This is a genomic window from Nocardia sp. NPDC051750 (assembly GCF_044453135.1).
In the GTDB taxonomy this organism is placed as follows: Bacteria; Actinomycetota; Actinomycetes; order Mycobacteriales; family Mycobacteriaceae; genus Nocardia.
Genome location: NZ_JBITCK010000005.1, coordinates 536,063 through 548,911 on the forward strand (window position 1 = coordinate 536,063; position 12,849 = coordinate 548,911).

General features: G+C 66.5%; 11 protein-coding genes. 2 read left to right on the forward strand and 9 right to left on the reverse strand.

Annotated elements, in window-relative coordinates:
- Positions 1-121: 121 nt before the first annotated feature.
- Entirely contained in the window at positions 122-748 is a 627-nt protein-coding gene (locus ACIA75_RS24360; RefSeq protein WP_397107711.1) for a TetR/AcrR family transcriptional regulator, read from the reverse strand.
- 170 nt (positions 749-918) lie between these two features.
- Between ACIA75_RS24360 and ACIA75_RS24365 the strand changes: the two genes are divergently transcribed.
- Positions 919-1,740 carry an SDR family NAD(P)-dependent oxidoreductase gene (locus ACIA75_RS24365; protein ID WP_397107713.1) on the forward strand — a complete coding sequence of 274 codons (822 nt, stop codon included), beginning with the start codon at positions 919-921 and terminating at the stop codon, positions 1,738-1,740.
- A gap of 110 nt (positions 1,741-1,850) precedes the next feature.
- Here ACIA75_RS24365 and ACIA75_RS24370 read toward each other — a convergent pair whose 3' ends face one another.
- The 7 genes from ACIA75_RS24370 to ACIA75_RS24400 form a co-directional block, all read right to left on the reverse strand.
- Positions 1,851-3,314 (reverse strand): NAD-dependent succinate-semialdehyde dehydrogenase, encoded by a 1,464-nt coding sequence (locus tag ACIA75_RS24370; protein WP_397107715.1) that lies wholly within the window; start codon positions 3,312-3,314, stop codon positions 1,851-1,853.
- An 84-nt stretch (positions 3,315-3,398) separates the two neighbouring features.
- Entirely contained in the window at positions 3,399-4,202 is an 804-nt protein-coding gene (locus ACIA75_RS24375) for an HpcH/HpaI aldolase/citrate lyase family protein (protein WP_397107717.1), read from the reverse strand.
- Entirely contained in the window at positions 4,187-4,975 is a 789-nt protein-coding gene (hpaH, locus tag ACIA75_RS24380) for a 2-oxo-hept-4-ene-1,7-dioate hydratase (RefSeq protein ID WP_397107719.1), read from the reverse strand. Before hpaH ends, ACIA75_RS24375 begins: the two co-directional genes overlap by 16 nt.
- 51 nt (positions 4,976-5,026) lie before the next feature.
- The gene (hpaD, locus tag ACIA75_RS24385) at positions 5,027-6,181 is read right to left on the reverse strand and encodes a 3,4-dihydroxyphenylacetate 2,3-dioxygenase (protein ID WP_397107721.1); all 1,155 of its coding nucleotides are present in this window, start codon (positions 6,179-6,181) and stop codon (positions 5,027-5,029) included.
- Positions 6,182-6,230: 49 nt separating this feature from the next.
- On the reverse strand, positions 6,231-7,745 hold the full coding sequence (hpaE, locus tag ACIA75_RS24390; protein ID WP_397107723.1) for a 5-carboxymethyl-2-hydroxymuconate semialdehyde dehydrogenase: 1,515 nt from the start codon (positions 7,743-7,745) through the stop codon (positions 6,231-6,233).
- Between the two features lie 33 nt (positions 7,746-7,778).
- Positions 7,779-8,483 (reverse strand): GntR family transcriptional regulator, encoded by a 705-nt coding sequence (locus ACIA75_RS24395; RefSeq protein WP_397107725.1) that lies wholly within the window; start codon positions 8,481-8,483, stop codon positions 7,779-7,781.
- Positions 8,470-9,984 carry a fumarylacetoacetate hydrolase family protein gene (locus ACIA75_RS24400; RefSeq protein ID WP_397107727.1) on the reverse strand — a complete coding sequence of 505 codons (1,515 nt, stop codon included), beginning with the start codon at positions 9,982-9,984 and terminating at the stop codon, positions 8,470-8,472. Before ACIA75_RS24400 ends, ACIA75_RS24395 begins: the two co-directional genes overlap by 14 nt.
- 226 nt (positions 9,985-10,210) lie before the next feature.
- Here ACIA75_RS24400 and ACIA75_RS24405 point away from each other — a divergent pair, with 226 nt between their 5' ends.
- Positions 10,211-10,909, forward strand: a complete 699-nt coding sequence (locus tag ACIA75_RS24405) for an IclR family transcriptional regulator (protein WP_397107729.1) — start codon at positions 10,211-10,213, stop codon at positions 10,907-10,909.
- A 12-nt stretch (positions 10,910-10,921) separates the two neighbouring features.
- Here the strand turns inward: ACIA75_RS24405 and ACIA75_RS24410 are convergent, their stop codons facing one another.
- The gene (locus ACIA75_RS24410; RefSeq protein WP_397107731.1) at positions 10,922-12,823 is read right to left on the reverse strand and encodes an FAD-binding monooxygenase; all 1,902 of its coding nucleotides are present in this window, start codon (positions 12,821-12,823) and stop codon (positions 10,922-10,924) included.
- Between the last annotated feature and the right edge of the window lie 26 nt (positions 12,824-12,849).

Genomic DNA, 12,849 nt, shown 5'->3' on the forward strand with positions numbered 1-12,849 from the left:
TCCGAATCCGTAGCTGCGGATTCGTCATCGACCAGGGCGACGCCGGTCGGTGCGTGGTGGAAGCTTTTCGGCTCCGCTCTGCTGACCCGACACGACAGCCTCTCGGCTCGGGGGCGTGGACTCACTCGCCGGAGTCCTGCTCCGGGTCCGTGATGACCAACGTCATGACAACCTCCAGCAATCCGAGTGTCTCGCGTGACGGGTCGAGCAGGGATTGGATGCGCAGGCCGTCCATCAGTGCGAGCACCAGGGTCACCTTCTCGTCCGCCGACAGGTAGGGGCTGTCTCGCGAGGTGGGAAGGTGGCTGCCACTGAACCTGGTTCGCATCCGTTCGCGCCGGCCGACGAAGAAGTCATGGGCGGGATGTGCGGGGTCCGTTGCTGCGATGGCCAATGCCATCCAATTGCGCTGGTACCCGGGATCGTCGAATTCGTCGCGCAGAACTTCGCTCAATATGTGTTGCCTGCTCGCTCCGGCCTCGATGATCCGTGCCGCCAGCTCCTCCTCGTCTGCTTCGCGCTGGGCGAGCGCCGCCAACAGCAGTTCGTCCTTGCCCGAAAAGTGGCGAAGCAATGCCGAATGGGTCACCTGCGCCCGCCCGGCGATGTCCCGCAGTGACGCTCGCTCGTACCCGTGCTGAGCGAAGCTCTCCAGAGCGGCGCGGACGATCTGTGCGCGGCGGGCAGGAGTCGAGGCGTTCGGGCCTCGGCGCCGTTTCCTCGGTTCGGCCTTTTCGGGAGAGGTCACGGAAGTCCTTTGATCGGATGCAGCCGGCAGGAGGTGCGCACGGTCTGTCGTATGCCGAGTGTAGTAATTGTAAAAAGTAACCACTATGGTTACCGTTTAGGTGGGTGCGGCATCGTGCGCGGGCACTTCTGAACGTCGCTCCCACGGCTTCAACAGAACAAAGGAGACCCATGTCCATCCCTGATGTATCGAACAAATCCCTCGCCGAGCTCGTCTCTCTGCGAGGCCGGCGTGCGGTCGTCACCGGGGGTGGCCGTGGCCTGGGCAGGGCGATCGCCCTGCGGATGGCCGAAGCCGGCGCCGACGTGGTGATCGGCGATATCGACGAAAGCCTGGCGTCGACCGCTGCCGCTGAAATAGGGGAACGCTGCGGTGTCCGTACGCTCGGCCTCGCCATGGACGTCACCGACGCAGACTCCGTCGCGGCGGCGGCCGACCGTACGGTGGCCGAGCTCGGTAGCCTGGACGTCTGGGTGAACAACGCCGGCGTCTTTCCCAGCGTCTCTGTCTTCGAGATGAGCGAGGCGACCTGGGACCAGGTATTCGCGGTGAATGCCCGGGGCGTGTTCCTCGGCGCCCGCGAGGCGGCCCGGCACATGGCCGCCGCCGGCGCCGGCGGTGTGATCGTCAACATCATCTCCACCGCCGGTTTCCGCGGCAGCGCACCGGGCCTTGCTGCCTATGTCGGATCGAAACACGCCGCCCGTGGCATCACTCGCGAGTTATCTCTCGAACTCGCTCCATTGGGCATCCGCGTGCTCGGAGTTGCACCGAGCTATGTCCCGACGGAAGGCAATATGATCGCCGCGGCAGCCGCCACCCCGAGCGGCGGCGATGCCGACGCCCCGCCCACCCCGCTCATGCTCACCGCTCCTGTCGGCCGTCTCGGCGTCCCCGACGATATCGCCCGCGTCGCCCTCTTCTGTGCATCCGACCTGTCGGCGTTCATGACAGGCAGCACCTTGCTGGCCGATGGCGGCAGCACGGTGTAAACCTGGCGCGGAGGACGATCATTTCGCGAACGCTGCCGCACTGTTCGCCGCTCACACAGCGCTTCCAGGACCGATCGTGCCCGGCTCCGAGCGTAGGTTTCGGGTTCCGGTCAGTCGTTCGGGATGAGGGTGTACTTCGTGGCGAGGTATTCGTGGATACCCTCGAATCCACCCTCGCGGCCGACGCCGGATTGCTTGACGCCGCCGAACGGTGCCGCAGCGTTGGAAACGACGCCGGCGTTCAGTCCCATCATGCCGGTTTCGAGTCGGTCGATCATTCGGTGTCCGCGAGCGAGGTCACGGGTGTAGACGTAGGAGACCAGGCCGTATTCCGTGTCGTTGGCGAGGCGGACGGCTTCATCCTCCGTGGCGAAGGTGGCGACGGCGAGAACCGGTCCGAAAATTTCCTCGCGAAGGATGGCGCTGCCCTCGGCGACACCGGTGAGAACAGTGGGTTCGTAGAAACTTCCCGGACGGTCGATTCGCGTACCGCCGGTGCGCACCACCGCACCGCGGGCGGCGGCATCGGCGACGAGTTCGGCGGCTTTGGCCACGGCGCCGTCGTCGATGAGCGGGCCGATCGTCACCCCCTCCTCCGTGCCACGGCCGATTCTCATCGCCGCGACACGGGAGGTGATCCGTTCGGCGAACTCCTCGGCGATCCGCTCGTGCACGATGAACCGGTTCGCGGCCGTGCAGGCCTGCCCGATATTGCGGAATTTGGCCGCCAGGGCCCCTTCGACGGCCTTGTCGAGGTCGGCGTCGTCGAAAATAACGAAAGGAGCGTTGCCGCCGAGTTCCATCGAGACACGCAGGACCGTATCGGCGGCCTGGGCGATGAGCTTGCGACCCACCCCGGTCGAGCCGGTGAACGACAGTTTCCGCAGCCGGGGGTCGGCGATGAGGGGTGCCGAGATACGGCTCGCGGAGGTGGTGGTCACCACGTTCACCACACCGGCGGGCAGGCCGGCCTCGGCCAGTAATTGGGCAAAGAGCAGGGCGGTCAGCGGTGTGGCCTCCGCGGGTTTGAGTACCGTGCTGCAGCCCGCGGCCAGCGCCGGCGCGATCTTGCGGGTGGCCATGGCGAACGGGAAGTTCCAGGGTGTGATGAAGTACGAGGGTCCCACCGGATGCTGCGAGACGATCATCCGCCCCGTACCTTCGGGGTTGCTGCCGTACCGGCCGTGTACGCGGACGGCTTCCTCGCTGAACCAGCGCAGGAATTCGCCGCCGTAGGCCACTTCACCGCGCGCTTCCGCCAGCGGTTTACCCATTTCCACCGTCATCAGCAGCGCCAGATCCTCGGCCCGTTCCTGCACGATTTCCCAAGCGCGACGCAGGATTTCACTGCGTGTGCGGGGTGCGGTGGCCGCCCACTGCTCCTGTGCGGCGACCGCCGAGTCCAGGGCGCGGATCCCATCCTCGGGTGTGGCATCGGCGACCTCGCGAACCACCTGTCCCGTGGCGGGATCATGCACCGCGAATGTGGCGCCGCCGGTGGCATCGACCCATTTGCCGCCGATGAACAGCTGGTTCGGGAGGGCGGCAAGTAGCGCATTCTCTCGGTCGGTCACTACGTCACTCCTCAGGGTGGAACAGTCGGGGACGGATCGTCGGGTATCGCCGAATGCCGTTGCTGTTGTGCGGTTCGGGCTCGTTCAGTACGAGGTACGCGGCGAGTCTCCGGTGCTGCCGAGATAGCTCTGAGCCAGCTGCTCGGAACCTCGCGCAAGCAGCGCCACATCGGCGCCGACGAGAACGAAATCGGCTCCCGCCGCGGCATAGTCGCGCGCGGCGGCCGGGTCGAAGGCGTTCACGCCGATGGGTTTACCGGCCGCGGCGATACCGGCGAAGGCACGTTTCACTGCCGCGACCACCTCGGGGTGGGTCTGTTGCCCGAGCAAGCCCATCGAGGCGGCGAGATCGCTCGGGCCCACGAATACGCCGTCCACACCGGGTGTTTCGGCGATCGCGCGAGCGTTCTCGACACCGTCGATAGTTTCGATCTGCACGAATACCGACACATGGTCGGCGTCGTCGGTCAGATAACCCTCGACGCGGTTCCAACGGGCGGAGCGGGCCAGCGCACTGCCCACGCCGCGGCGCCCGGCGGGCGGGTACCGGGTCATCCCCGCAACGGCCGCGGCCTCGTCGGGGGTCGAGATCATCGGCACCAGCAGGTTCTGCGCGCCGAGGTCGAGTACCTGTTTGATGATCACCGTTTCGCCGGCGGGTACCCGGACCAGCGGGGTGGAGGGATAGCCGGAGACGGCGTAGAGCTGGGCGAGGGTGGATTCGAGGCCGTTGGGTGCGTGTTCCATATCGATGAGCAGCCAGTCCAGGCCCGCGCCGGCCATGATCTCGGCGACCACGGGCGAACCGGAGCAGATCCATCCGCCGTAGAGGGTGCGGTCGGTGGCGGCCAGCCGGTCGCGGAAGGTGGGGCTCAGGCGAAGCGGCACGAGATCGTTCCCATCGGTCCGTAGTCGGCGAGCACGGTATCGCCCTGCTCGACCCACATCGGTCGGGTGAAGGAGCCGGCCAGGACGATCTCGCCGGCGTCGAGGTTGTCGTCGTGCTGGGCGAGTTTGTTCGCCAGCCACGCCACACCCGTGGCGGGGTGATTGAGTACCGCCGCGGCGACTCCCGATTCCTCGATGGTCTCGTTGCGGTACAGCAGGGCCGAGACCCAGCGCAGGTCGATATCGCCAGGTTTCATCGGGTTCCCGCCGTACACCAGTCCGCCGAAGGCGGCGTTGTCGCTGATGGTGTCGACGATCGTCCGGCCCGGTATTTCGACACGCGAGGACAGGATCTCCAGCGCCGGGACGACATACTCGGTCGCGCGCAGCACATCGAACACCGTTGCGTCGGGCCCGCGCAGCGGCGCACCGAGGACAAAGGCGAGTTCGACCTCGATCCGGACGTTGGAGAACTGCGCGTGCTCAATGACCGCACCGTTGTCGAATACCGCGTCGGCGAAAATGGCGCCGTAATCGGGTTCGGTGATACCGGTGGCGGCCTGCATGACCTTGCTGGTGAGCCCGATCTTGCGGCCCACCGGCCGGCGGCCCGCGGCGATCCCGCGGCGGCGCCATTCGTTCTGCACGGCGTAGGAATCCTCGACGGTCATCGCCGGGTAGCGCCCGGTCAGCAGCGGTACGGTCGCGCGGTCGCGTTCCGCGGCAGCGAGTTCGTCGGCGATCGCCGTGATGGTTGCGGCGTCCAGCGCCATCGGAAATCCTTCCTGTCGGCCGGTCCCGCGCGGCGGGCCCGGCCTCGGTCGTCAGAGCTGGTGGCCCAGCTTGTACTCACCCTTTTTCCAGTCCGGAAGATCCTCGTCACCGGGTTCGCGGGTGTAGGAGAAACCGTCGGCTCCGATGGTGACCTCCAGCTCACTGGAATCGGTCCGCGACACGACCGGTTGCGGTTTGCCGTCAAGATCGAGTACCAGCGAGGCGTCGGTGTACCAGGACGGCACGACGGGGGTGCCCCACCAGTCGCGGCGCTGGTTGTCGTGCACATCCCAGGTGACGACCGGGTTGTCGGGGTCGCCGGTGTAGTAGTCCTGGGTGTAGATCTCGATGCGGTGGCCGTCGGGATCGCGCAGGTAAAGGTAGAAGGCATTGGACACACCGTGCCGCCCGGGACCGCGTTCGATGCGGTCGGACAGCCGTAGCGCGCCGAGTTTGTCGCAGATCGCCAGGATGTTGTGCTTCTCGTGGGTGGCGAAGGCGACGTGGTGCAGGCGCGGGCCGTCACCGCCGGTGGTCGCGGTGTCGTGCACGGTCGGTTTGCGGCGCATCCAGGCGGCGTAGGTGGTGCCTGCTTCGTCCTGGATATCCTCGGTCACCCGGAAGCCCAGGTCCTGGTAGTGCTTCACCGCGCGGGGCACGTCGGGGGTGACCTGGTTGAAATGGTCGAGCCGGACCAGCGCACCGGGGCTGTAGAGGTCGTAGCGCCAGGCCAAACGCTCGACATGCTCGGTCTCGTAGAAGAATTCGTATGGGAACCCGAGCGGGTCGACGACACGCACCGAATCGCCGATGCCCTTGGTGAAGCCTTCCGCCCGGCGTTCGGTCCGGCAGCCGAGTTCGGTATAGAAGGCGACTGCCCGATCCAGATCCTCGGGAGTCCGCACGCGATAGGACAGTGCGGCCAGCGCGGCGACCGGCCCGCGGCGGATCACCAGGTTGTGGTGGATGAACTCTTCGAGGGTGCGCAGGTAGACCGCGTTCTCGTCTTCCTCGGTGACGGTCATCCCGAGTACGTCCACGTAGAACTCGCGGGAGCGGACCAGGTCGGTGACGACGAGTTCGGCGTAGGCGGCGCGCACGATATCCGGCGGCGGCGCGGTGGGGGTCGCCACCGGGTCGTCGGCGTGGATGGGGGCTTCCTGGGTGACGAAGAAGCCGGAGGAGGTACGGGTGCGTTCGGTCATTGCTGCTGCCTTGGAGTGAGTAAGGGTCGGGAGAGGTCCGGGTGGGAGCTCACGCGGACTTGCCGAAGGTGGGGTTGTGCACCTTGCCGAGCGTGATGTGCACGGCCTGCTGATCGGTGTAGAAGTCGATGGAGCGGTAGCCGCCCTCGTGGCCCAGACCGGAGGCCTTCACACCACCGAACGGGGTGCGCAGATCGCGCACATTGTTCGAGTTCAGCCACACCATGCCGGCCTCGACAGCTTGGGAGAAGTTGTGCGCGCGCTTGAGGTCGTTGGTCCAGATATAGGCGGCCAGACCGTATTTCACGCCGTTGGCGAGTTCGAGCGCTTCTTCCTCGGTATCGAACGGCGTGATCGCCACGACCGGGCCGAAGATCTCCTCCTGGAAGATCCGGGCGTCGGGTTTCACATCGGCGAAGACGGTGGGGCGCACGAAGTTCCCCGTCGGGAACTCGGCCGGGCGGTCCCCACCGGCCACCAGGCGGGCCTCGCTCTTGCCGATCTCGATATAGCTGACGACCTTGTCGTAGTGCTCGGGGTGCACCAGCGCGCCGACCTCGGTGGCGGGGTCGTGCGGGTGACCGACCTTCACTCGTTCGGCCTGCGCGGCATAGCGTTCGACGAATTCGTCGTACACCTCACGTTGCACCAGTATCCGGCTACCCGCGGTGCAGCGTTCACCGTTGAGGGAGAACACACCGAAGACGGTGGCGTCGAGGGCGGCGTCGAGATCGGCGTCGGCGAAAACCACCGCCGGAGATTTCCCGCCGAGTTCCATCGACAGGCCCTTCAGATAGGGCGCGGCATTGCCGAAGATGATCTGCCCGGTGCGGCTTTCGCCGGTGAACGAGATCAGCGGCACGTCGGGATGTTTGACGAGGGCGTCACCCGCGTCCTCGCCGAGACCGTTGACCAGGTTGAACACACCCTGCGGCAACCCGGCTTCCTCGAAGATGCCCGCCCACAGCGACGCCGACAGCGGCGTGAACTCCGCGGGCTTGAGCACCACAGTGTTCCCGGTGGCCAGCGCCGGCGCCAGTTTCCAGCTCTCCAGCATGAACGGCGTATTCCACGGCGTGATCAGGCCCGCGACACCGATCGGTTTGCGGTTCACATAGTTGATCTGACGGCCCGGCACCTTGTAGGTGTCATCGGCCTGGGCGACGATCAGATCGGCGAAGAAACGGAAATTCTCCGCGGCCCGGCGCGCCTGCCCCAGCGCCTGGGTGATCGGCAGACCGGAATCGAAACTCTCCAGTTCCGCCAGGCGGGCGTCGCGCGATTCGACGATATCGGCGATCCGGTTCAGCACCCGGGAACGCTCACGCGGCAACATCTTCGGCCACGGGCCCTCGGTGAACGCCTTGCGGGCCGCGGCAACGGCGCGATCGATATCGGCCTTCTTACCCGCGGCGGCCTGCACATAGGTGTCGTTGGTGACCGGGTCGAGCACATCGAAGGTGGCGCCGTCGACGGAATCGACGAAGGCACCGTCGATGTAATGGCGGATACCGTCGGGTAGATCAGCCGGTACATGATGCTGTGGCGACACACTGTCGGCCATGGGAATCCTCCTGTACGAGGTCGGGGAAAGGGGTCAGTCGGTGGGTTCGGCCGCATCGAACCGGTGCGCGCCGGGTTCGTACTGGCCGAGATAGGCGTTCATGGTGCGCCAGCGGTGCTGCCGCGCGGCCATCTCGATTTCGAGGGGATCGGCCCGCCGGCGGATGAGGTCGACGATCTGATCGTGTTCTTCCACCGATTCACGAGCCCGGTCGGGAACGAACGCGAAGGTCGAGGACCGCAACCCGGACATCCGGGTCCAGCCACGGTGCACCAGATCGAGGATGTGCGGGTTCGGGCAGGGTTCGAACAGCACGCTGTGGAACTGCTCGTTGATATGGGTGAACAAATTCGGGTCGAAATCGTCGAGCAGCGCCCGCAGCCGCGCGTTCACAGCCGCGGCCCGATCGAGATCGGCCTCGGTGAGATGCGGCACCGCCAGCGCGGTCGCCGCTCCTTCCACAACGCCGAGCGTCTCCATCGTGTGCAGGTATTCGCTCTGATCGATCTGCGCGACCCGGGCACCGACATTACGCTCGAACTCGACGAGCCCTTCGGCCTCGAGCCGCCGGATCGCTTCCCGCACCGGCACCACACTCATCCCGAGAGATTCGGCGATCGACCCCAGGACCAGCCGATACCCGGGAACGAACCGGCGGTCGGCGATGCGGGTATGAATCCATTCGTAAGCGCGCTGCGATTTGCTCCCGGCAGCGACAACCGGATCACCCGTCGGCATATGCCCGTGCCTCCTCGTAGCGCGCCCGCCATTCGGCGTTCATCGGGAACAGGCCGTCGACCGGATGCCCGGCCGCGACCTGTTCGGCGATCCAGGCGTCCTCGGCCTCCTGCGCCAGCGCGGCGTCGACAACTTCTTCGGCCATGGCTGCCGGGATGACGATGACACCGTCGTCGTCGCCGACAATGATGTCGCCCGGCAGAACCGTCGCGCCGCCACAGGCCACCGCGATATCGCTTTCCCAGGGCACATGTTTGCGGCCGAGCACAGCGGGATGCCCGCCCTGCCCGAACACCGGCACCCCGATCTGGGCGACCGCCGCGGAATCCCGGACACCGCCGTCGGTGACGATCCCCGCGGCTTCGCGGGCTTTGGCACGCAGCGCGAGAACATCACCGAGCGTGCCCGAACCTCGCTCACCACGTGCCTCGATCACGATGACCTCGCCGGGCGCGACACTGTCGAAGACGCGCTTCTGCGCGTTGTAGCCGCCACCGTGGCTACGGAACAGATCTTCCCGGTTCGGCACGAAACGCAGAGTCTTCGCCGTCCCGACCATCTTGGTTCCGGGCCGCAACGAATGCACACCGTCGATGGACACATTGTCGAGACCGCGCTTACGCAGGATCCCGGACAACCCGGCGACGGGCGCCTCCATGAGCTTGGCGCGCAGCTCGGGCGAAAGACCGGCGTTATCCGGTTCCACCGGGCCGAGCCCCGCGGCTTCCCGCGACCCCCACGCCTCTTCGCGCTGCCGATCGTCGACAGAGGGCAACGAGCCCAGCGCCGGGTCGAAGCTATCCGGACCGTCGGCGACCCGCGTCTCGAGCCGACCGGTCGACAACCCGGCCGCGGGCGCGTCGACTTCTACCTCCACGACATCCCCCGGCACCGCGACCGACGCACCGGCGGGAGTCCCGGTCAGGATGACATCACCGGTCTCCAGAGTCAGATGCTGGGACAGATCGGCCACGATCTGGGTCAGCGGAAAGATCAGTCCCGCGGTCGTATCGTCCTGCACCAGCTTGCCGTTGTGCCAGGTCCGCAGCCGGAGCGCGGCCGGATCGACCTGACGGGCATCGATCAGCCGGGGCCCCAGCGGCGTATAACCGTCGCGCCCCTTGTTACGGACGTTCGACCCTTTGTCGTTACCCCGGAGATCATAGAGCCCCCAGTCGTTCGCAGCCGTAACCCACGCGACGTGCGACCAGGCATCTTCGCGCGACACGCGGCGGGCCGATGCGCCGATGACAAGCGCGATCTCCCCTTCGAAAGCGAGCAGTTCGGTGCCTCCCGGCAGCTCGACCACCGACTCGGTCGCAGCGACCGAACTCGCGGGCTTGAAGAAGTACGACGGCGCACCCGGCCGACGCCCGCGCTGAGCGGCGCGCGACTCATAACTGAGGTGTACCGCGATAATTTTCCCCGGCACCGAGGACAGGCCGGAGAACCGAGTTTCGGCAGGTAGCGCAGGAGAAGGAACACTCTCACCCGAGGTCATATCCGAAATCGTATATGATTTGTGTCGTTCAGGCAACGCTCAACCGGACACCGCGGCGACTCCGGCTGCGCGGCACCGCAGAAGAGGCCGGCTAGCGAGGCTTATCCTGCTTTCCTTCGAGATAGCGGCCGCGCGCTCGGATGAGCGAATAGCGAATTCACTGTTCTATCGTCGAGTGACAGGCGCGACGTGTCCGCGCGGACCACACAGAAGGAGGGCGGCTCACGTGGCCGACAAACCAGGACAGTCCGCTGGATCGCAGACCCTGCGGCGCGGTATCCGGCTGCTCGAAATCCTCGCCGCCGCCGGGCGGAGCCTGAGCATCGACGAGCTCGCCGAAACACTGGGTGTGCACCGCTCGGTGGCCTACCGGCTGCTGCGCACGCTGGAGGATCACGGTCTCGTCGCCCGCGACCCGGCGGGGCGGATCGTGCTCGGTGCGGGCCTGGCCGCCCTCGCTTCCGGTGTGTCCCTCGACCTCCAGCAGGCGGCTTTGCCCGAACTGCGCGCAGCCGCCAACGAACTGGGTATGACCTGCCTGCTGGTTGTCCGGCTCGACGACGACGAGGCCGTCACCCTCACCAGCGCGGCCCCCGAACAGACCGTCGCGGTAACCTACCGGCCCGGTCATCGGCATCCGCTCACCCGGGGCGGCCCGGGCAAAGCGATCCTGATGGAACTGCCCGAGCACACCTGGCCCGCCGAGTTGCGTGCCGAACTGGTGAGCAGTCGCGCCCGCGGCTTCGCCGTCAGCAGCGACGAAGTGGTGCCGTCGCTGCGGTCGGTGGCGGTGCCACTCGTGGTTCCCGGCCAGCCGCGCGGATCCATTGCCGCCATCCATGTTTCCTTTCCCCGGCACGAGGCCGAGATCGCCGAGCACCTGCGGACCGCGGCCGGGCGGGTCGCGCGGGCGCTCGGCGGTTAGCCGGCCGCCGGATCAGGCCCCGCTGGGCCGGGGCAAGAAGATCCCGGCGAAGAACTCGGCCAGTTCGCCGGTGGCGTCGAGCGGCAGCACCTGGGAGATGTACTGGTCGGGGCGGACGACCACGATTGCACCGGCCCGCGAGATTCCCTGGGCGGTGAAGATATCGTCGGCGGGAGCGGTGGCATACACCTTCTCGTAGTCGGTGAGCTGGAACGGCCCGACCTTCGGCAGGAACACCGCGGGCACCTTGCTCAGGTCCACCTCGGTGTGAGGCTGCTGGTAGATCACCTTCACGTCGAACCAGGCGTCGAGATCCGCGTCCGCGGGAGTGTGGGCGAGCAAAGGTGACGACGGCGCGGTGACCAGCCAGTCGGCCAGCTCAGTGGTCCGGGAGGGCTCACCCGCGGCAGGCTCGTCGGCGAAAACGTAGATACGCCACCGGCCGTCGGCCGTCGCGTGATGACCGAGATGCTTCGGATTCGCATCGCAGACCCGGATGACCATATTCGACTTGAACCGCTTACCCACCGGAAACCCCGTCGCGAGTTCTTGATGAGTGTTCGCGGCAACCAGCATCGACGGCGTGTACTCGGTCATGAAACCGGCCGGGAACTCCGCGGTTTTGACGTAGAATTCCTCGAGCTGGGCCGGGTCGTCCATCTCCTCGGGGCGGGTCGCCATCAGCGTCGACCATTCCCGGTCGAAGTCGATGAGGTTCTGTGCGATCACCTGACGTTCGGCCGAATAGGTGTCCAGGATCGATTCCGGCGCCCGGCCGTCGAGCACATGCCCCAGTTTCCAGGCGATATTCCAGCCGTCCTGCATCGACACATTCATGCCTTGACCGGCTTTCGCCGAATGGGTATGGCAGGCATCGCCGGTGATGAACACCCGCGGGGTCCGGGTGCCGCTGTGCTCGGGCGCGACATCGTCGAACTTGTCGGTCACTCGGTGGCCGACCTCGTACACACTGCGCCACGCCACATGTTTCACCGTCACCGTGTACGGGTGCATGATCTTGTTCGCGCGTGCCTCGACCTCTTCCTGCGAGGTCAGCCGGACCTTGCCGTTATCGTCTGCGGGCACCTCGCCGAGGTCGACATACATCCGGAACAGGTGGTTGCCCTCGCGCGGAATGTGCAGGATGCTGCCGCCGTCGTGCGATTGGATCGCGCATTTCAGGCGGATATCGGGGAAGTCGGTCTCGGCGAGCACATCCATCACACCCCAGGCGTGATTGGCCTTCTCACCCAGGAACCGGCGGCCGATCGCTTCGCGGACCCGGCTGTGCGCGCCGTCGCATCCGATCACGTACTTGGCCTTGATGTTCCGGGTCTCCCCCGCGTGCTCGCCCGCCGTACGCCGAAGTGTCACAGTGACGGGATGGTCGCCACCCTCGGACACCTCGAGGCCCACGAATTCGTAGCCGTAATCCGGTTCCAGCCGCGACGGTGAATTCCGGGCCACCTCGGCGAAGTAGTCGAGCACCCGCGCCTGGTTGACGATCAGATGCGGGAACTCGCTGATTCCGGCTTCGTCGTCGAGGGCGCGGGCCGCGCGAACGATATTCGCCGGGTTCTGCGGATCCGGCTTCCAGAACGCCATCTCGGTGATGCGGTAGGCCTCGGCGGTGATGCGCTCGGCGAAACCGAACGCCTGGAAGGTCTCCACACTGCGCGCCTGGATCCCGTCCGCCTGCCCGACCTCGAGCCGGCCCGGCCGCTTCTCCACGAGGCGGGCGTTGATATTCGGGAACTGCGCGAGTTGCGCGGCGGCGATCATGCCCGCGGGTCCGGAACCGACGATGAGCACATCGACCTCGTCGGGAAGTTCGACGGGACGGTCGACGCCGAAACCGGCGGGCGCCTGGATGCGCGGGTCACCGGACACATAGCCGTGGTGGTGGAACTGCACGGGCTCTCCTCACTCCGTTGCGGGCG